Annotated in this window: 13 protein-coding genes, 1 pseudogene and 1 riboswitch; of the genes and pseudogenes, 8 read left to right on the top strand and 6 right to left on the bottom strand. The window is 70.4% G+C overall.

The genetic code is table 11. From position 1 onward, the window contains the following. Positions 1-397 precede the first annotated feature (397 nt). Both O3Q52_RS14850 and fahA read right to left on the bottom strand, forming a co-directional pair. Positions 398-1099: pseudogene (locus O3Q52_RS14850) on the bottom strand (GntR family transcriptional regulator); the annotation flags it as partial. Positions 1100-1468: 369 nt separating this feature from the next. Beyond that, the gene (gene fahA, locus O3Q52_RS14845) at positions 1469-2695 is read right to left on the bottom strand and encodes a fumarylacetoacetase (protein ID WP_269649255.1); all 1227 of its coding nucleotides are present in this window, start codon (positions 2693-2695) and stop codon (positions 1469-1471) included. 192 nt (positions 2696-2887) lie between these two features. Between fahA and O3Q52_RS14840 the strand changes: the two genes are divergently transcribed. The 3 genes from O3Q52_RS14840 to O3Q52_RS14830 all read left to right on the top strand — a co-directional run bounded on the left by O3Q52_RS14840 (position 2888) and on the right by O3Q52_RS14830 (position 6611). After that, the gene (locus O3Q52_RS14840; protein WP_269649254.1) at positions 2888-4153 is read left to right on the top strand and encodes an ATP-grasp domain-containing protein; all 1266 of its coding nucleotides are present in this window, start codon (positions 2888-2890) and stop codon (positions 4151-4153) included. Positions 4154-4245: 92 nt separating this feature from the next. Beyond that, positions 4246-5484 (top strand): NAD(P)-binding domain-containing protein, encoded by a 1239-nt coding sequence (locus tag O3Q52_RS14835; RefSeq protein WP_269649253.1) that lies wholly within the window; start codon positions 4246-4248, stop codon positions 5482-5484. A gap of 311 nt (positions 5485-5795) precedes the next feature. Beyond that, complete coding sequence (locus tag O3Q52_RS14830; protein WP_269649252.1) at positions 5796-6611, top strand: HAD family hydrolase; 816 nt, start codon at positions 5796-5798, stop codon at positions 6609-6611. A 136-nt stretch (positions 6612-6747) separates the two neighbouring features. Here O3Q52_RS14830 and O3Q52_RS14825 read toward each other — a convergent pair whose 3' ends face one another. The 4 genes from O3Q52_RS14825 to O3Q52_RS14810 all read right to left on the bottom strand — a co-directional run bounded on the left by O3Q52_RS14825 (position 6748) and on the right by O3Q52_RS14810 (position 12550). Continuing rightward, the gene (locus O3Q52_RS14825; protein WP_269649251.1) at positions 6748-7491 is read right to left on the bottom strand and encodes a LysM peptidoglycan-binding domain-containing protein; all 744 of its coding nucleotides are present in this window, start codon (positions 7489-7491) and stop codon (positions 6748-6750) included. Positions 7492-7494: 3 nt separating this feature from the next. Then, positions 7495-7659: riboswitch (cyclic di-AMP (ydaO/yuaA leader) on the bottom strand. A 356-nt stretch (positions 7660-8015) separates the two neighbouring features. Then, positions 8016-8936 carry a DUF5959 family protein gene (locus O3Q52_RS14820; protein ID WP_269649250.1) on the bottom strand — a complete coding sequence of 307 codons (921 nt, stop codon included), beginning with the start codon at positions 8934-8936 and terminating at the stop codon, positions 8016-8018. Positions 8937-9009: 73 nt separating this feature from the next. Continuing rightward, positions 9010-11004: a CocE/NonD family hydrolase gene (locus O3Q52_RS14815; protein ID WP_269649249.1), complete on the bottom strand. Its 1995-nt coding sequence runs from the start codon at positions 11002-11004 to the stop codon at positions 9010-9012. A 28-nt stretch (positions 11005-11032) separates the two neighbouring features. Continuing rightward, a complete protein-coding gene (locus O3Q52_RS14810; RefSeq protein ID WP_269649248.1) occupies positions 11033-12550 on the bottom strand; it encodes a peptide MFS transporter in 1518 nt (505 codons plus the stop codon). A gap of 345 nt (positions 12551-12895) precedes the next feature. Here O3Q52_RS14810 and O3Q52_RS14805 point away from each other — a divergent pair, with 345 nt between their 5' ends. From O3Q52_RS14805 to O3Q52_RS14785, 5 genes are all read left to right on the top strand, one after another. Further along, positions 12896-13906, top strand: coding sequence for a polyprenyl synthetase family protein (locus O3Q52_RS14805; protein WP_190231051.1), 1011 nt, complete (start codon positions 12896-12898; stop codon positions 13904-13906). A 172-nt stretch (positions 13907-14078) separates the two neighbouring features. Further along, positions 14079-15116 carry a CHRD domain-containing protein gene (locus O3Q52_RS14800; RefSeq protein ID WP_269649247.1) on the top strand — a complete coding sequence of 346 codons (1038 nt, stop codon included), beginning with the start codon at positions 14079-14081 and terminating at the stop codon, positions 15114-15116. A gap of 323 nt (positions 15117-15439) precedes the next feature. Next, a complete protein-coding gene (locus O3Q52_RS14795) occupies positions 15440-16654 on the top strand; it encodes a sigma-E factor regulatory protein RseB domain-containing protein (RefSeq protein ID WP_269649246.1) in 1215 nt (404 codons plus the stop codon). Between the two features lie 55 nt (positions 16655-16709). Further along, positions 16710-17777, top strand: coding sequence for an ABC transporter ATP-binding protein (locus O3Q52_RS14790; RefSeq protein ID WP_269649245.1), 1068 nt, complete (start codon positions 16710-16712; stop codon positions 17775-17777). Further along, a partial coding sequence (locus tag O3Q52_RS14785; protein WP_269649244.1) for an ABC transporter permease occupies positions 17764-18346 on the top strand: 583 nt, incomplete at its 3' end. The genes O3Q52_RS14790 and O3Q52_RS14785, both read left to right, overlap by 14 nt.

Raw genomic sequence — 18346 nt, 5'->3', positions numbered from 1 at the left:
TGTACTCGACCTGGGGCTGGGGCGGCCCCTCCGGATTGCGCAGCGGGCGGTAGATCAGCTCGTGCGCCTCGCGCAGCTGCTCCTGGGGCAACTCGCCCTGGTGGGCGCGGTACTGGGCTGCGTCCGCCCCCGCGAGGTCACCGAAGACGAACGCGCCGATCATGTAGTTGTGCGGGACGGACGCCAGGTCCCCGGCGGCGTACAGCCGCGGCACGGTCGTACGGGCGTGGTCGTCGACCCGTACGCCGGAGGCCGAGTGGCCGCCGCACAGGCCGATCTCGGAGATGTGCATCTCGACGTCGTGGGTGCGGTAGTCGTGACCGCGGCCGGCGTGGAGGGTGCCGCGGGTGGGCCGCTCGGCGGAGTGCAGGATCGACTCCAGGGCGGAGATCGACTCCTCGGGCAGGTGGCTCAGTTGCGCTCCAGCATCAGGACGGCCGAGCCGCGCGGGGCCCGCAGAACCGTCGCGGAGTGCGCGTCGGCGTTGACGGCCTCCAGGGTGATCTCGGCGTGCCCGAGCGGCTGTCCGGTGATGCCTTCCAGGAGGCGGAAGACGTCGGTGTTCTCCAGGTCGGCGCCGAGCAGGGCGGTGCCGAGGTCGAGTGGGATGTAGGTGAGGTCGAGGGAGAGCGGGAGGCCGTTCAGCCGTCGCAGCCGCTCGATGCAGAGGACGTCGGCGCCCACGGGCACTCGCAGCCGCTCGGCGACCGGGGCCGGTGTGGCGACCGGGCCCGCGGTGCGGACCTCGTTGCTGCCCCGGCCGTGTTCGCGCAGGGTCTCCGCGAGTCCCATCAGCCGGTCGAGTCCGCACGAGGCGGCCATCGGCGACGACGACCGTGCCGACACCGGGCTGCCGTTCCACCAGACCCTCGGCCCGCAGCAGGTCGAGGGCCTGGCGCACGGTGTTGCGCGAGGCCCGGTAGTCGGCGCCGATGGCCGCCTCGTGCGGCAGCGTGCCGTGCGGGAAACCGCCCGCCAGCACCTGGTGGCGCAGCAGGTCGGCGAGTTGCCTGGCCCGGTCCGCGCGCAGCCGCCGCCGGTGGGCGGCGACGGTGGTCGCGCCCTGGCCGGCGTGGTCACGGATGCGTTCGGTGGGCATGCGACGGACCATACCGACGGGGCACGGGATGTGGTGTTGCCGGAGTGTTGCGCCACCAGCGGCTCCGCCGGTCAGGCGGCTGAGCTGGGGTTTTCCCGGGGGCGCGGCAAGATCTGCCACTGCGGGCGCCGCCGGGGAGGGCACACGCTCGGGGCGCGCCGCCTCCTAAAGGACCGCCTCGGCAGGGGCCCCTTAAGGGGCGCGGGGAACTGCGCGACAAGCCCCCACCGACCCGCAGGTCAGAACAACCCCGCGTCAGCGAATGCCGACGCCGACGCGTCCCACCGGAAAGGCGGCCCCGGCCAGGTACGTACGGGACCGCCGCGTGGCCGGACGCGCCCGCGGGCGGATGCGCTCGCGGCCGGACAGCTACGCGCCCGCCGCGATGCGCCCGCTCACCTCGCCCAGGCCCACCCGGGTCCCGTCCGGTCCCGGTGCCCACGCGGTCAGCGTCACCGTGTCCCCGTCCTCCAGGAAGGTGCGCTTGCCGTCGGGGAGGTCGAGGGTGTCCCGCCCGTTCCAGGTCAGCTCCAGGAGCGAGCCCCGCTGGTCGTCCGAGGCCCCGCTCACGGTGCCGGACCCGTACAGGTCGCCCGTGCGCAGCGACGCGCCGTTCACCGTCATGTGGGCCAGCTGCTGGGCGGCCGTCCAGTACATGGTCGAGAAGGGCGGCTCGGAGACGACATGGCCGTTGACGGCGACGGAGATGCGCAGGTCGTAGCCGCCGGGGTCCTCGGAGGCGTCGTCCAGATACGGCAGCAGCGGATGCGTACGTGTCGGGGGCGCGACCCGGGCGTCGTCCAGGGCGTCGAGCGGTGTGATCCAGGCCGACACCGAGGTGGCGAAGGACTTGCCGAGGAACGGGCCGAGGGGGACGTACTCCCAGGCCTGGAGGTCGCGGGCGGACCAGTCGTTGAGGAGGCAGAGCCCGAAGACGTGGTCGCGGAAGTCGCTCAGCGGGACGGCCGTGCCCATCGCGGAGGGCGTGCCGACCACGAAGCCGACCTCCGCCTCGATGTCCAGCCGGACGGACGGCCCGAAGACCGGCGCCGGGTCGGCCGGGGCCTTGCGCTGGCCCGAAGGGCGTACGACCTCGGTCCCGGAGACCACGACGGTGCCCGACCTGCCGTGGTAACCGATCGGCAGATGCTTCCAGTTGGGGGTGAGGGAGTCCTCGGCGTCGGGGCGGAAGATCTGGCCGACGTTACGGGCGTGGTTCTCGGAGGCGTAGAAGTCGACGTAGTCGGCGACCTCGAAGGGGAGGTGGAGCGTCACCTCGGAGAGCGGGTGCAGCAGGGGCGCGATGGTCTCTCGGTGGGCCGGCACCGTCACCCACGCCGTGATCGCGCGCCGCACGTCCGACCATGCCGTGCGGCCGGCAGCGAGCAGAGGGTTCAGCGAGGGACGGGCGAGCAGAGCGGCGTACGGGGAGCCGAGTTCCACGGCCGCGGCCCCCGCGTCCAGCACGTGGTCGCCCAGCCGAACGCCCACGCTCCGCCGGCCGGAGTCGCTGTCGGAGCCGTCGAGGGAGAACACGCCGTACGGAAGATTGTGCGGGCCGAAGGGATCGCCCTCGGTGACATCGAAGGGGGGCATCGGGTGCTGCCTCGCTTTCCGTGTGGGTGCAGCACACGTTACGGGGGAGTCGGCGCTCTTGGGCAGTGTCTAAAGAGTTCGCAATGTCCGATTAGGGGTGGGGTTGGAGTAGCTGATTCCGGCTTAGCGTCCTTTCGGGGGACGCGGACGGGGTGGGTCCGGGTCCAGTGGGAGGGACACGTGGGGGGACCCGTGGCCAGACGTTTCGCAGGCGTGCCGTTCGGCGCGGACCGGGACGTTCCGGGCCTGATCGTGAAGTTCGGCGACTACCCGCTGCACCACGGCGGAGTGGGCGCGATCCGCAGCCTCGGACGCCTGGGCGTACCGATGTACGCGATCACGGAGGACCGGTACACGCCCGCCGCGGCCTCGCGGCATCTGCGGCAGGCGTTCGTCTGGCCGACCACGGGGACGGAGCGGCCCGAGCGGCTCGTCGAGGGACTGCTGCGCGTGGGGCGCCGGATCGGCCGGCCCAGCGTGCTGATCCCGACCGACGAGGAGGCCGCGGTGCTCATCGCCGAGCACCAGGCGGAACTCGCGGGCCGCTTCCTGTTTCCCAGAGTGGAGGCCGGCCTTCCGCGCCGCCTCGCCAGCAAGCAGGGCCTGCACGAACTCTGCCTGGAGCACGGCATACCCAGCCCGGAGTCCGCCTGCCCGGAGTCGTACGAGGAGATCGAGGACTTCGCCGCGAAGGCGGTCTTCCCGCTCGTCGCCAAGAACCGCGAGGCCTTCGTGCGCCGCGCACGACCGGCCGTGAGCGGGACGACCCGTATCGAGACCCGCGAGAGGCTGCTCGCGCTCGCACGCGACTGGGGCGAGCACCCCGGGGTGATCCTCCAGGAGTATCTGCCCAGGGAGGACGCCGAGGACTGGATCGTGCACGCGTACTTCGACGCGGACTCGACGCCGCTCGCGATGTTCACCGGCGTCAAGGTCCGCTCCTGGCCGCCGCACGCGGGGATGACGGCGAACGCGTACGTGGTCGACAATCCGGAACTCGCGGACATCGCCGCGCGTTTCATCAAACGGATCGGCTTCAGTGGCGTCATCGACCTGGACCTGCGCTTCGACCGGCGCGACGGCCGGTACAAACTGCTCGACTTCAACCCGCGGATGGGCGCACAGTTCCGGCTCTTCGAGAACGAGTCGGGGATCGACGTCGTCCGCGCCATGCATCTGGATCTGACCGGCCGCACCGTTCCGGAGGGGGAACAGCTCGCGGGCCGGCGGTACATCGTGGAGAACATCGACCTGCCCGCCCTGCTCGCGTACCGCCGCAGCGGCTACTCGACACCGCACGCCCCGGCCCACGCGAGCGGCACGGAGCTGGCGTGGCTGGCGGCGGACGACCTGCGGCCGTTCTTCACCATGCTCGCGCGCTTCGTACGGCCCGGAGCGAAGCACATGTACCAACTGTGGCGGACCAACCGCCGGAGCACCCGTCCGAGCACGGGGTGAGGGCCCCTTCGGCCACGAGCCAGCGATACACAGCACACGCACGTTGGTGTTGACCACGAAGTGACGAAGCAGCGTCCTGGGGAGGGGACTTCGTGATGGAGCCGGTGGCAGTGATCGGTGCCGGGCCCTTCGGCCTGTCCACCGCCGCGCATCTGCGAGCGCGCGGCATTGCGGTACGGGTGTTCGGTGAGCCCATGGTGAGCTGGCGTGAGCACATGCCTGAGGGGATGCTTCTGAAGTCGACCCCGGCCGCCTCGAACATCGACGCCCCGCAGCCCGGGCACAACCTCGTCGACTACTGCGACGCGGCCGGCATCCGCCGACTCGTCACGGACGAGGACATCGTCCCGGTCGAGACGTTCGTCGCCTACGGGGAGTGGTTCCGGCAGAAGCTCGTGCCGGACCTGGAGCGGGTGCGGGTCGTGTCGGTCGACCGGCGGGGCGATCAGGGGGATGCCGGGCGGGGCGGTCGGCGCGGCTCGGGGGGCTTCGAACTCAAGCTGGACTCCGGGGAGTTGTTCACCGCGCGGGCGGTCGTCGTCGCGACCGGGCTGTCCGGGCTGGCCCATCTGCCGCCCGAGCTGGCCGCGGCCGCGCCCGACGGACCGACCCCCACGGGGCCCGTCTCGCACAGCTCGCAGCTCCACGACCTGTCCCGGTTCTCCGGCAAGGAGCTGATCGTCGTGGGCGCGGGCCAGTCCGCCCTGGAGACGGCGGCGCCCGCGGCGGAGGCGGGCGCGCAGGTGCGCGTGGTGGCGCGCGGTAAGGGCTCGGTCGCCTTCGGCGCGCCCCCGTGGACACAGCCGAGGCTGCGCCCCGAGTCGCCCTTCGGCCGGGCCTGGTCGCTGTGGGCCCTCAGTTACTACCCCCACCCGTACCGCCATCTGCCGCCGCAGGCCCGGCACTTCCTGGTCCGCCGGGTGCTAGGCCCTCTCGGCGCCTGGTGGCTGCGGGAGCGGTTCGAGGGGAAGGTGCAGGTGAGCGAGGTGTCGCGGATCGTCCGCTCCGGATCGGCGGGCGGCCATCCGGCCCTCGCCGTCCAGACCCTCGACGGACGCGTCGAGGAACTCTCCGCGGACCACGTCGTCGCCGCGACCGGATACCGCGTCGACCTCGCCTCGATGGACTTCCTCGGGCACGAACTGCGTACGGAACTGGCGGTGAGCCGGGGGACACCGAAGCTGGGTGCCGGGTTCAGGTCCTCGGTACCCGGGCTGTACTTCACGGGGCTGCCGGCGGCGGCTTCGTACGGTCCCGTGATGCGGTTCGTGTGCGGGACGGAGTTCGCCTCACCGAGGCTGGTCCGGCATCTGGTGGGGGCGCGCGGCTGAACGGAACCTCCGCTTCGTGCGCGTACGCATCAACGCGTCGCCGAAGCCGCCGAGCGGCGCGAAGGCCGCGCGCGAGCCGCGTCCACGGGGCGAGGCCGGGCACCGGGAGATGGGGCCCGGGGGCGGGCGACGGGCCGGTTGACCGGGGGCGGGGGAGCAGGCAGGGCATGGCCAACTGCTCCTCTTCGCCCGCGATTTGCCCCCGGGCGGCCGACGGATGGTGCCTGTGACGACCCCTGTGCCTGACGAGATACCGGACGACGTCCGGTTCCCGTCGAGTCGTTGGGGCGTTCGATCCGTATTCTCTGATCATGGCCGCACCGATTGCATATTCACTCATCGCCACTGACCTGGACGGGACGTTGTTGCGAGGCGACGACACTCTTTCGGACAGGTCACGCGCCGCGCTGGCGATGGCAATCGGGAGAGGTGCCAGGCACCTTGTGGTGACGGGGCGCCCGGCACCGCGCGTACGCCCCCTGCTGGACGAACTGGGCAGCCAGGGACTGGCGGTGTGCGGTCAGGGAGCGCAGTTGTACGACGCCGGCGCCGAGCGCATGGTCTGGTCGGTCACCCTCGACCGCGAGCTGGCCGAGACGGCGCTCGGCAAGATCGAGGCGGAGGTCGGGGACGTGTACGCCGCGGTCGACCAGGACGGTGTCGACGGACTCACGCTCATCGAGCCGGGGTACGAGATGCCGCACCCGACGCTCCCCGCGGTACGTGTCCTGCGCCGCGACGACCTCTGGACGGAACCCATCAGCAAGGTGCTGCTGCGCCATCCCCTGCTGTCCGACGACGAGTTGGCGTCCGCGGCCCGCGGAGCGGTCGGTTCCCTCGCCACGGTCACGATGTCCGGCCCCGGCACAGTCGAACTCCAGCCATGTGGCGTGACCAAGGCGACGGGTCTCGCCCTGGCGGCCGAACACCTCGGCCTCACTCCCGCCACGACGATCGCTTTCGGTGACATGCCCAACGACATCCCGATGTTCGACTGGGCGGCCCACGGCGTCGCGATGGCCAACGCCCACCCCGAACTCCGGGCGGTGGCCGACGAGGTGACCCTGTCGAACGAGGAGGACGGCATCGCGGTGGTACTGGAACGGCTCTTCGGCCCGCGGTCCTAGTTCTGCGTCAGGGTTCTGCGTCAGGAGAAAGCCGGGCGGCCCGCGGAGAGGTCGGTCTCCCTCGCCGCGGGCACACCCGGCACCAGCACGTCCGGCACCAGTACGTCCGGCATCGGTCGGCCCGATACCGGCCCGCTCAGTAGGCCCCGAAGACGTTGTCGATCGAGCCGTACCTCGCGGCGGCGTAGTTGCATGCCGCCGTGATGTTGGCGACCGGGTCGAAGGGGTCCATCGAGGTGCCGGCCACGTGGTAGGCGTTGAAGGTCGGGTCGATGGTCTGGAGGAGCCCCTTCGACGGCGTACCGGCCGCGGCGTTGGAGTCCCAGTTGTTCATGGCCTGCGGGTTGCCCGACGACTCGCGCATGATGTTGCGGTAGATGCCGTCGTACGACCCGGGGATGCCCTGCTGGGCCATGATGTCCAGCGACTCCCTGATCCAGCCGTCGAGGTCGTTCGTGTACGTCTTCGCGGCGGCGGGGGTGACGGCGGACGCGGTGGACGCCTTGGTCGCAGTGGCCGTCTTTGCGGAGGTTCGGGCGTTTTTCGTGCCGACTGTCAGCTTGAGGCCGGGGCGGATGACCGCCGGGTCGTCGCCGATGACCGCGCGGTTGGCCTTGTACAGGTTCTGCCAGCCGCCGCTCGTGGAGTGCTTCTTGGCGATCTTGGTCAGGGTGTCGCCCGAGACCACCTTGTACGTGACGAGCGAGACCTGCGGGACCGCGGCCGGTGCGGCCTGGGCGGCCTGCGTCGGCTGTGCGGCCTGGGCGCCGGTCGCGCCCACGATGGGGAGCGCGAGCGCGGCTCCGCCGGTTCCCGCGGCGACGATGCCACGCGTGAGGGTGTTCATTCTGGGGCGGCGGTGCTTGCCTCGTGCGGCCATGGCGCGTTTCCTCTCCGACGCCTGCGAGGTGAGCTGTCGGGTTCGGGCGGGAGCTGCCCGGCCGCATGCTGCACGCGGCTTCACCCCGAGCCGTTCCGGAATCCGGACCGGCGGCCTACCTGGGTCCCCCGCTCCTGCCGTACGCGAGTGAATGGGTGGTTGGGATCTCCGGGCGGCGGCAGGATTAGGCGGTCCATCCGGAGTGACGTGAACGTATGCGAGAGCACATGCCGTGAACAAGCCCAGAATTCACATGGAGATGTCATTTGCCTGTTCGGGGCAGATGGGAATTCTTGATCCATTCGGAAGGTGAAGTTCAACTTGCCTTGAGCAAAGGTGAATCGACCGGCTCGGCAAAGTGGCCGTCCCGGGCGGACGTGACCCAATTCACGTGCGCAGGTGGGGAATTAGGTGCGCTAGGTGCCTAATACGGGCAAGTCGGGCGGAGCCTGGATGTCCGCCCAGTCGGCATAAGAGGCTACTTGTCCAGAAACGTTCTCACTGCTCTTCAGGGTCCCGGAGGGTCAGCCTTCTGGGTTCCAGAGAGTCAGTACGTCACGCAGTTTCTGTCGGTGGCTGTCGATCCAGTTCCGGGGAAGATCGACGGGAACGCACACCGTGGCCATGGAAATCGTGTCGTCCTCCACGATCACCTCGGGGCAATCCCGTTCTCCCGTGAGCCGAATGGAAATCGACGGTCCTCGCTCCACCGTCATCCACGCGATGTCCTCGCCGCGGTCGAATGCGGCGTCCAGGGCGTGCCCCCAGGCCTCAAGTCGGCGGCGCCACAGAGCGAGTTCGAGGCGGCCACGGACGAAAGGCGTCTCCACGACGATCTCGGCCGCGAGGCCCGCCACCATTCGCGGGTGCCGGCCGAGGACCGTGATCCTGACCGAGTTGCCCTCCTCGTCGGCGAGGAGCGCGAGGTCCGTCGGGCCGGTGCGGTGGTCGGCCGGGAGATCGGCGTCGCAGAGGGCACATACGAAATGGGCGTCCTGTACGGAGTTCCACCCGGCGCAGGACGGGCAGCGGCGGTAGGTGATCGGGTGGGTGTAGCCGACGGTGTGGGCGCCGGTGCGGTCGATGCCCGCGCGGGTGAGGGCCGCCGCGAGCGACCGCCACGACTCGGGGTCGGGGCAGTAGCCGGTGGACTGGTTGCTGGCGTACGTGACCGCCCAGCCGGACGAGGTCCGCGCAAAGCCCAACTCCCCGGCGGCGCACACCGGTTTCCCGTCCGCGCAGGCCACGTGCTCGGAGCGGCGCGGGGCCAGGAGCAGGGTCAGGGAGGCGTCGACGACGAAGGTGAACGGCTCGTCGAGTTCGTCGGCGGGGCGGGCGGACAGGAAGGCGTCGAGGTCGGCCGGGGTCCGGATCCGGGCACCGCCCCCGCCGGGCCGGACGGCCTCCCTTATGTCTTCGGGCCCCACATAGGCGTATGCGGTCATGGGGTCCCTACATACGCGTTTGCGGTCGTGGGGTCCACGTACGCCTTCGCCGTCATTCGGGGAGCGTACGAGTTCACCCCGCGGTCCGCGGAATCCTTTTCTCCCAGGTGCGGTGGAACACCACCTCGTCACCGTCCTTGCAGATCACCTCGTTCGAGGTGATGAAGTCCGCCTCGTCGCAGGTGGTTTCGGAGTGCGCCTCGACGCTCGCGTCCCACGGCAGGTCCGGCCGGTGCAGCCGGACGAACCAGTCCGAGCGGGCGCGGGCCGACAGCGGGTCCGACTCGACGATCGTGTACGTGTCCAGGGCCTCCTCGGTGAATTCGAGGCCGTCGGGATACACACGGGTGCCTCCGTAGCCCGGGTCCACCTCCAGACGCCACTCGCCCTTGGCGACATCGCGCACGACGAGACGCTCGGGGCGCGGCTCGTCCAGCGTCGCGGGGAAGTTGACCCCCATGGGCTCCGCCTGCTCCGGCTCCTCGAAGGAGATGGACGGGTCCGACTCCTGTGCGCGGAGCGGGAGTTCCAGTGCGCTGCCCGAAGGGGTGAGGGTGAAGCCCGCCTCCGAACCCGGCTGGGGCCAGATCCACGGCCAGTACGCGGAGGAGACGGCGAGACGGACGCGATGGCCCGGAGGGAAGGCGCGGCCGATCGCGTTCAGGTCGAAAACCACATCCTCCGTAGAGCCCGGTTTCCACGGAACCACCTGGTCGCGGCCGTGACGGGCTGACAGGTTCAGGACGCCCCGGGTGACGAGGGTCGAGGAGCCGTCGGGGGTCACGTCGCAGATTCGGGCCACTACTTGTCCACGTGTCGCCTCCATGGTGAGCCTCAGGCGCACGCGCGGGCGGCCCAGTACCCAGATCTCCTCCGGGACCTCGAAGTCGAAGCACGCCGATCTCGCGTCCTCGTCCCGCTGGTCGGGAGGCAGGTCCGCGTCGTTGCCGAAGGGGAAGAAGCGGCCCGCGTCCACCCCCGTGTGCTGAGGGGACCGCACCACCACGGGCTCGCCCTGAAGGGCGTACGTCACCGGGGCCACCAGGGGAGAGGGCCAGGCCGGATCGCCCACCCAGCGGCCCGGCAGCGTCGGGTACACCGTGGCGGGCGGGTGGGAGTCGCTGACGTACGAGCGCAGGAGCGGCTCGGACATGATCCCGGTCTCCGTGTCCTTGAGCCAGTGGTCCCACCAGCGCAGCGTCTCCTGGAGGAAACCGATCGCCGGGCCGGGCGGCAGCCCCCGGTCGGGGTACTGGTGCGACCACGGCCCGACGATCCCCCGTACGCGGTCCGCGGGGAGGTGTTCCACCAGGCGCAGGACCGTGTCCCGGTACGGGTCGTGCCGGCCGCCGACCGCGAGGACCGCCGCCCGGATCGCCGAGTAGTCCTCGCACACGCTGCCGCGGCGCCAGTGGTCGTCCCTCGTCTGGTGCGCCAGCCAGGTGTGCAGGAACGGATCGACGGTCTCCAGTCGTTTGACCCACAGGTCGTGCCAGACCTCGCCCGCGTACAGCGGATCCGGCGGGCGGGAGACGAACGCGAGCATGGTCGCCGCCCACGCGTGCATGTCGACGGCGAGCACGGAACCACCCATGTAGTGCACGTCGTTGTCATAGCGGTCGTCCGTCGAGCAGACGGTGACGACCGCCTTGAGCGGCTCGGGCGCGAGGGCCGCGATCTGGAGGGAGTTGAAGCCGCCCCAGGAGATGCCGAACATGCCGACCTTGCCCGAGCACCAGGGCTGGGCGGCGAGCCAGTTGACGACCTCGACCCCGTCGGCCAGCTCCGTCGCCGAGTACTCGTCCCCGGGCATGCCCTCGGAGTTCCCGTGCCCCCGGATGTCCACGCGTACGGAGACATAGCCGTGCCCCGCGTACCAGGGGTGGCGCTGCCAGTCGCGCGGGGCCGTCCAGTCGGTCAGGCGGTAGGGCAGGTATTCGAGCAGGGCCGGTACGGGTTCGTCGGTGAGCGGGCGCCACACGCGCGCGTAGAGCTTGGTTCCGTCCGGGAGGGGAACGCGGAGGTCCTCGTGAGTCGTCTCGTAGGGGAAGGACGTACGGATGCGCATGGCGGTGACCTCCAGGGCCTGTGGGCTCTCAGTGGACCGGGTGCATCGTGCGGCGCAGCCAGGGCGCGGCGGCGATCACGAGCAGACCGGCGGCGACCGCGATCGCGCCGTTGACGCCGAAGTAGGCGGGCTTGGAGACGTCGTCGTAGAGCTTCACGGTCTGGGCCTGGATGCCGTTGGCGAGGGCCAGCGAGAGGAACCAGAGGGACATCGTCTGGCTGGCGAAGGCGCGCGGGGCGAGCTTCGTGGTGGCCGACATGCCGGACGTCTCCAGGAGGACGTCGCCGAGCCCCAGCAGGAAGTACGAGCCGACGATCCACCAGGCCGACATCAGGTGGTCCCCGTTGTCGTGGCCGGAGGTCGGCAGCACCATCAGGAGGAAGGACAGGCCTCCCAGCACCACTCCGAACGCGATCTTGTTGGAGGCGTGCGGCTGGCTGTGCCCCATCCGGACCCACAGCGTGGCCACGACCGGGGCGAGCGCCACCTCGAAGGCGCCCAGGGCGGAGGCGTACCAACTGGCGGGGAAGTCGAAGCCGAGGATCGTCGTCTCGGCGTTCGACGCGGCCAGCAGCATCATCGTCGAGTACGCCTGGAAGAGGATGAAGTTGAAGACCGTGGAGGCCAGGAACAGCACGATGTACGGGCGCAGCCGGCCCCGTTCCCCGGGGGTCACCCGGGGGCTCCTGAACATCACCGCGAAGTAGACCACCGGCGCGATCACCGAGATCAGGGTCAGCAGGTCCACGAACCGGCCCATGGTCAGCCATCCGGCGGCGGCCGGCAGGACCGCGAGGACGGCCACCACCAGCAGCCCCAGGACGATCAGTCGGACGGTCCTGCGCATGGACGCCGGCGGCAGCGCGAATTCGGCCGCGTTCCTGCGCCCGGCCAGGTGACGGCGGCCCGCGACGTACTGGATCAGACCGAAGGTCATACCGACCGCGGCCGCCGAGAAGCCCCAGTGCCAGCCCTGGTGGTCGCCGAGCCAGCCGGTGATCAGCGGGCCGGCGAAGGCGCCGATGTTGATCGCCATGTAGTACACGGCGAAACCGGCGTCGCGGCGGTCGTCGTCGGTGCGGTAGAGCTTGCCGACCATGGTGGCGACGTTCGGCTTCAGCAGGCCCGTGCCCGCGCTGATCAGGCCGAGTCCCGCCCAGGTCATGGCCGCGGTGGGCACCGCCATCGCGTAGTGGCCGCAGGCGATCAGGACGCCGCCCCACAGGACCGCCCGGTACGAGCCGAGGATGCGGTCGGCCAGCCAGCCGCCGGCCACCGAGACCAGATAGACCAGCGTCCCGTACGCGGCCGAGACGGACGCGGCCGTTCCGGCGGACATGCCCATGCCGCCGTGGGCCACCGTGTCCGCGAAGTACAGGACGAGGATCGCCTGCATCCCCAGGAACGAGAACCGCTCCCAGACCTCCAGGCCCGAGAGGGTGAGCAGGCCCCTGGGCTGGCCGAAGAAGGCGTGGTCGTCGGCGGGGTCCGAGGGCGGGCCGCCGGGCTCCGGATCAGGGTCGGACTCGATCGTGTCGCGGGACAAGAAGGATCACTTCCTGAAAAACGGCTCGCTTTCAGGACGTACCGGATGTGTCGCCTGTACCGGATGTATCAGTCGTATCAGCAGATCAAGAACATACCTTCCGTGATCGGATACCGCCCGGCTGGCGGCAGGGGGCAAAAGGGGGCAGGTGGAGCGTGTCAGGCAGGGTGGTGGCAGGTGACGGGCGGGCGCTCACTCTGATCGAAAGGCGACCGGATACGCTGACTTGAGTGCCAGCAGCGACACATCGACAAACACCCACAGCATCCGCAACACCGGCAGCACCCGGAACACTCAGAGCATCCAGAGACCGCCGTTGAGAGCGTCAGCAGACAGGAGACCCTCGTGACCGTCGTCGGGCCGTTCGGGCTGAGCGTGCGGGACCAGGCTCTCGAAGCCGATGTCCAGGCCGGATTGGCGGCTGTCGAGGAGGGACTGCTCGAGGCCACCAAGAGTGAGGTCCCGTTCATCACGGAGGCCGCGCAGCACCTCGTGCGCGCCGGCGGCAAGCGGTTCCGGCCGCTGCTCGTGACGCTCGCGGCGCAGTTCGGCGACCCGTACGCGCCGGGTGTCGTGCCCTCGGCCGTGGTCGTCGAGCTGACCCACCTCGCCACGCTGTACCACGACGACGTGATGGACGAGGCGGACGTGCGCCGCGGAGTGCCCAGCGCCAACAGCCGCTGGGGCAACTCGGTCGCGGTCCTCACGGGCGACTTCCTCTTCGCGCGGGCCTCGCACATACTGGCCGACCTCGGCCCCGAGGCCGTACGCATCCAGGCGGAGGCGTTCGAGAGGCTGGTCACCGGCCAGATCCTGGAGACGGCGGGCCCGCGCGACGGGCGTGACCCGATCGACCACTACATGGACGTGCTCAGCGGCAAGACCGGCTCGCTGATCGCCGTGGCCGGACGGTTCGGCGCGATGATGTCGGGCGCCGACGAGACGGTCGTCGACGTGCTGACGCAGTACGGCGAGCGGCTCGGCGTCGCCTTCCAGCTCGCCGACGACGTGCTGGACATCGCCAGCGACACGCGTGAGTCCGGCAAGACGCCGGGCACCGACCTGCGTGAGGGCATCCCGACGATGCCCGTGCTGCGGCTGCGCGAGCGCGTGGAGCGGCTGGGGCTCGCCGAGGACATCGCGCTGTCGGAGCTGCTCGCCTCGGATCTGTCCGACGACGCGCGGCACGCCGAGGCGCTGGCCAGGCTGCGGGTGCACCCCGCCCTGGACCAGGCCCGCCGCGACACCGTGCGGTACGCGGAGGACGCCCGCGCCACGCTGGCGCCGCTCCCGGAGTGCGACGCGAAGGCGGCGCTGGTGGAGCTGTGCGACGCGGTGGTCCACCGGGCGGGCTGACCTGCCCGTTTCCCCGTTTCCCAAAGATCCCCTCGGGCGTTTTTTCAAGACCCCCTTCATGTGTGACTCAGGTCACATACCTGGAACGAGTCCAAATTCGGATCCGGTCCGTAGTCCCCCATAGAAGCTGACGCAGGGGGCGTCAGCGGAACTACGGGGAGAAAAAAGAATCATGGGGACAATCGTTACGTTCGCGCAGCGTCGTAAGAAGCTCGTCATGACCGGCGTCGCGGTGGCCACCGCGGCCGGAGTCGCCGCCGCCGTCATCCCGGCGCTCGCCGACAGCGGGAGCTCCGGCAAGGGCGCGAGCGCGAGTGCGAGTGCCGGCGCGGGCCACTCGGGGCACGGGGACAAGTCCATCGAGGTGCAGAGCGGCGCTCTCGCCGGCGGCAGCGGCGGCACCATCCTCGCCGCCAGCCTGAACGGCGCCAACGAGGTGCCGGTGCAGGGCGGCCCCGCCGTCGGTGACAAGGACGGCGCGGCGCTCGAGTTCGTCAAGGTCAAGGGGGACAAGGTGTCCGTCGCCGTCAAGTGGCGCGGCACCGGCAAGCCGACCCTGCTCCACATCCACCAGGGCGCCAAGGGTGTCAACGGCGGTATCAAGGTCGACTTCACCAAGCTGCTGGACAACGCCAAGGGCCGCACGGTCACCGGCACGGTCAAGGTCAAGGACGCTGCCCTGCTCGGGCAGCTGAAGTCCGACCCGGGCAGCTTCTACGCCAATCTGCACACCGCCGAGTTCCCGGGCGGAGCCGTCCGCGGCCAGCTCCACAAGGTCACCACGAAGTTCGACTTCCGGCACGCGCTGAACAACTTCCAGGCGTCCGTCATCAAGGGCAAGCAGATCTACGAGTGCAAGAAGGCGGCCGACGGCACCACGTCCTTCGCCCAGCGTGACGTGGCCGCCGTGCTCGGCGGTCCCATCGCGCACTCGTTCGTGAAGCCCAACTCGGGTACTCCGCAGTGGATCGCGGCCGACCGCAGCGCGGTCACCGGCGCGCTGATCTCGAAGACCCCGAACGGCGACAAGAACATCCCCGAACTGGACCTCAGGGCCACGCAGTCCGGCAAGCACCGGGGGCTGCTCGCGGACACCGCGGAGATCCTGCGGCTGAACACCGTGGGCGGGGTCGCTCCGGCCGGTTCCTGCAAGGTGGGCAAGATCGTGGGAGTTCCGTACGGGGCGGACTACGTGTTCGTGAACCGGTGAACAGCCCGCTGACCACCGGCTGATCCGCCGGATCGGGAAGCCATCCACCCGGGTCGGGATGTGATCCACCCGGATCTGAAAGGGTTTCACCCGGCTCCGGCGAGATACACGGACGGCGTCTTCCCCGCGCGACCCCTACGGGTCGGGGGAGCCGCCGTCCACCCATGTCATACCGCAGGTGTACGCGGAGTTGGCTCCGAGGTCTGACGCTTTCCGCCGGCCGATTTGGTCAGATTGGACACACCACTTCACAGGAGTTCGGGTGACAATGGCGGCGGGGATGGACGAGTGCATCAGCCGCCGACAACGGAGGTAGGGCACACATGGCACCGTACGAATCCGACGACAACACGAACGAGGACCTGCGCACCGGCCGACGCAAAGCCGCTCGGTACGTCGTCCCCGTCGCGGTGCTGGGGGTGGCAGCGGCGACCATCGGGCTGGTCCCGGCGTTCGCCGGTTCCGGCGACCCGGACCTGCCGGACATCACCGCCCAGCAGCTCATCGAGAAGATCGCCGCGTCGGACGTACAGCAGCTGTCCGGCACGGTGAAGATCAGCACGGACCTCGGCCTGCCGAACCTCGGCGGCCTGGAGAGCAGCCTCGGCGGCGGAATGGGCGGAGGCGGCGACGACTCGGGTTCCTCCGCGGACCCGTCGTCCAAGCTGCTTGAACTGGCGTCCGGTACGCACACGTTGCGGGTCGCGTCCGACGGCGAGGACAAGCAGAAGCTCTCGCTGCTCGACAAGGCCGCCGAGTACAGCGTGATCCACAACGGCGACGAGGTGTGGGCGTACGACAGCGCTTCGAACGAGGCGTACCACATGAAGGACTCCTCCGGCGCCGCCGAGAAGGGGACGAAGGGCAAGGCCGACGACGTGCCGGCCACGCCCAAGGAGCTGGCCGAAGAGGCACTGAAGGCGGCCGACGACACGACGTCCGTGACGGTCGACGGCACGGCGCAGGTCGCGGGCCGCGACGCCTACAAGCTGCTGATCAAGCCCAAGGCGTCCGGTTCGACGGTCGGCGCGATCTCCATCGCGGTGGACTCGAAGACCGGTCTGCCGCTGAAGTTCACGCTGACCCCGGCGAGCGGCGGCGCGGCCGTCATCGACGCGGGCTTCACCAAGGTCGACTTCTCCAAGCCGGCCGCGTCCACCTTCGACTTCAGCCCGCCCAAGGGCACGAAGGTCACCGAGGGCGACGAGGGGAAGGCCGAGGGCAAGGCGGACCGGGCGCAGCCCAAGGGCGGCGAGGACCTGGGCAAGGAGTTCCAGGGCCTGAACGTCATCGGTGAGGGCTGGAGCTCGATAGCCCAGTTCGACACCGGCGGCGAGGGCATGCCGTCGGAGTCCTCCGGCGCGGGTGACGCGGGCCGCTTCCTCGACTCGCTGGGCGACCAGGTGACCGGCAAGTTCGGCTCGGGCACGGTCTTCTCGACCCGCCTGGTCAACGCGCTCATCACGGACGACGGCAAGGTCTACGCGGGCGCGGTCACCAAGGACGCGCTGGTGAAGGCGGCCAACGCGGCGAAGTAGCGCACGCGGTCTGGTCCCGGTAGTCCCCTGTGGGAAAGGCGAAGTGAGGGAGTCGATGGCGGAACTGTCCACCGCGGACGGTGACATGGCGGGTGAGCGCGGCACGGCCGGCGCGGGCGACACCGCGGCGGCCGGTCACACGGCGAAAGCCGGTGACACGGTGGCGGACGCGGCAGCGATCGCGGACACGGGTGACACCGTGATCGCCACCCGCGCCCTCACCAAGCGCTACCGCGGCGGACAGCTCGCCGTCGACGGCCTCGACCTGGCCGTCCCGGCGGGCAGCGTCTTCGGCTTCCTCGGGCCGAACGGCTCCGGGAAGACGACCACCATCAGAATGCTGATGGGCCTGATCGAGCCGACCTCCGGCACGGCGCGCGTGCTGGGCCGGCCCATGCCGCGCGCCACCAGTGCCGTCCTGCCGCACGTCGGCGCGCTCATCGAGGGACCGGCTCTCTACGGCTTCCTCTCCGGCCGCGACAACCTCCTGCGATACGACTCGGCCGACCCGACCGCCGACCCGCGCACCCGGCGTACGCGCGTCGCGGCCGCGCTGGACCGCGTCGGGCTGACGGCAGCCGCGGGCAAGAAGGCGAAGGCGTACTCCCTGGGGATGAAGCAGCGGCTCGGGCTCGCGGCGGCGCTGCTGCAGCCCCGCCGGCTGCTCGTGCTGGACGAGCCGACCAATGGGCTCGACCCGCAGGGGATGCGGGAGATCCGTTCCCTGGTGAGGGAGTTGGCGTCGGACGGCACCACGGTCTTCCTCTCCTCGCATCTGCTCGACGAGATCGAGCAGGTCTGTACGCACGTGGCGGTGATGGCCCAGGGACGGCTGATCACCCAGGGGCCGGTGGCCGATCTCGCGGCGGGCGCGCGTGGCCGGCTCGTCGTGACGACACCGGATCCGGGCGACGCGGCCCGGGTGCTGAAGGAACAGGGCGTGAGTGATGTCGTGGTCGCCGAGGACCGTGTGACCGCCGAGCCACCGGACCGCGAGCTCGCCGAGGTGAACGCGGCGCTGGTGACGGCGGGCGTCCGTGTCCGGGGCTTCGGGGTCGAACGGGCCTCGCTGGAGGACGCGTTCGTGGCGCTCACGGGGGAGGGATTCGATGTCGCGGGCTGAGCTCACCGAACCGTCGGCCCAGGCCGCGAAGCCGGCCCCCGGCACACGGACGCCGACCCCGCTGTGGACCCTCGGCCTGCTGCGCAACGAGCTGGGGACCACACTCCGGCGGTGGCGGACGATCGCGCTGCTCGGCGTGCTGGCCGCGGTGCCGGTGCTGGTCGGGATCGCGGTCAAGATCGAGACGAGCGGCGGCTCGTCGGCCGGAGGCGGCGGAGGCGAGGGGCCCGCCTTCATCGCGCAGATCACCAACAACGGACTGTTCCTGGTCTTCACCGCACTCGCCGCCACACTGCCGTTCTTCCTGCCGATGGCGGTCGGCGTCGTCGCGGGCGACGCGATAGCGGGCGAGGCCAACGCGGGGACACTGCGCTATCTGCTGGTCGCCCCGGCCGGTCGCACCCGCCTGCTGATCACCAAGTACGCGACCACGCTGGCCTTCTGCCTCATCGCGACCCTCGTGGTGGCGACCTCGGCGCTCATCGTGGGCGCGCTCCTGTTCCCACTGGGCGAGCTGACGACGATCTCCGGCACGCGGATCAGTTTCGGCGAGGGGCTCGGGCGGGCGC

The organism is Streptomyces sp. ActVer, from assembly GCF_027270795.1.
GTDB classification, from domain to species: Bacteria; Actinomycetota; Actinomycetes; order Streptomycetales; family Streptomycetaceae; genus Streptomyces; species Streptomyces umbrinus_A.
Note: the sequence above shows the minus strand (reverse complement) of the source record. Positions and strands in the feature narration are given on the sequence as shown.